Source organism: Streptomyces sudanensis (genome assembly GCF_023614315.1).
Classification (GTDB): Bacteria; Actinomycetota; Actinomycetes; order Streptomycetales; family Streptomycetaceae; genus Streptomyces; species Streptomyces sudanensis.
The window spans coordinates 3651472-3651720 of the sequence record NZ_CP095474.1 but is presented as its reverse complement, the minus strand read 5'-3'; the positions used below and the strand labels follow the sequence as shown (position 1 = coordinate 3651720).

The following is a 249-nucleotide window of genomic DNA, read 5'->3' as shown; positions in this document are numbered from 1 at the left end:
GGACGACCCCGTCCTCCCCGCCGTCTTCGTCGTCCTCCGCCGACCGCTCCCCCTCCGCCTGGGACGGGGTCGTCCGGGCCACGTCGGGGTGCTCCTCGGCGTCCGGGTCCCGCTCCCCTTCCGCCTGGGACGGGGTGGGGTAGCCCCCCGGGTCGCTCATGGGGTCGTTCATGGGGTCGTTCATCTCGTGCCTCCGGTGGCTCGCCGGTCTCCCCGCCCCGGCGCGGGACGGGCGGGCTACGGGTACCC

The 249-nt window shown here is 76.7% G+C and carries 1 protein-coding gene; it reads right to left on the bottom strand.

Translation table 11 applies throughout. From position 1 onward, the window contains the following. Nucleotides 1-184 (bottom strand): hypothetical protein (locus MW084_RS16880; protein WP_275563861.1); only part of this gene is annotated, 184 nt, incomplete at its 3' end. Between the last annotated feature and the right edge of the window lie 65 nt (nucleotides 185-249).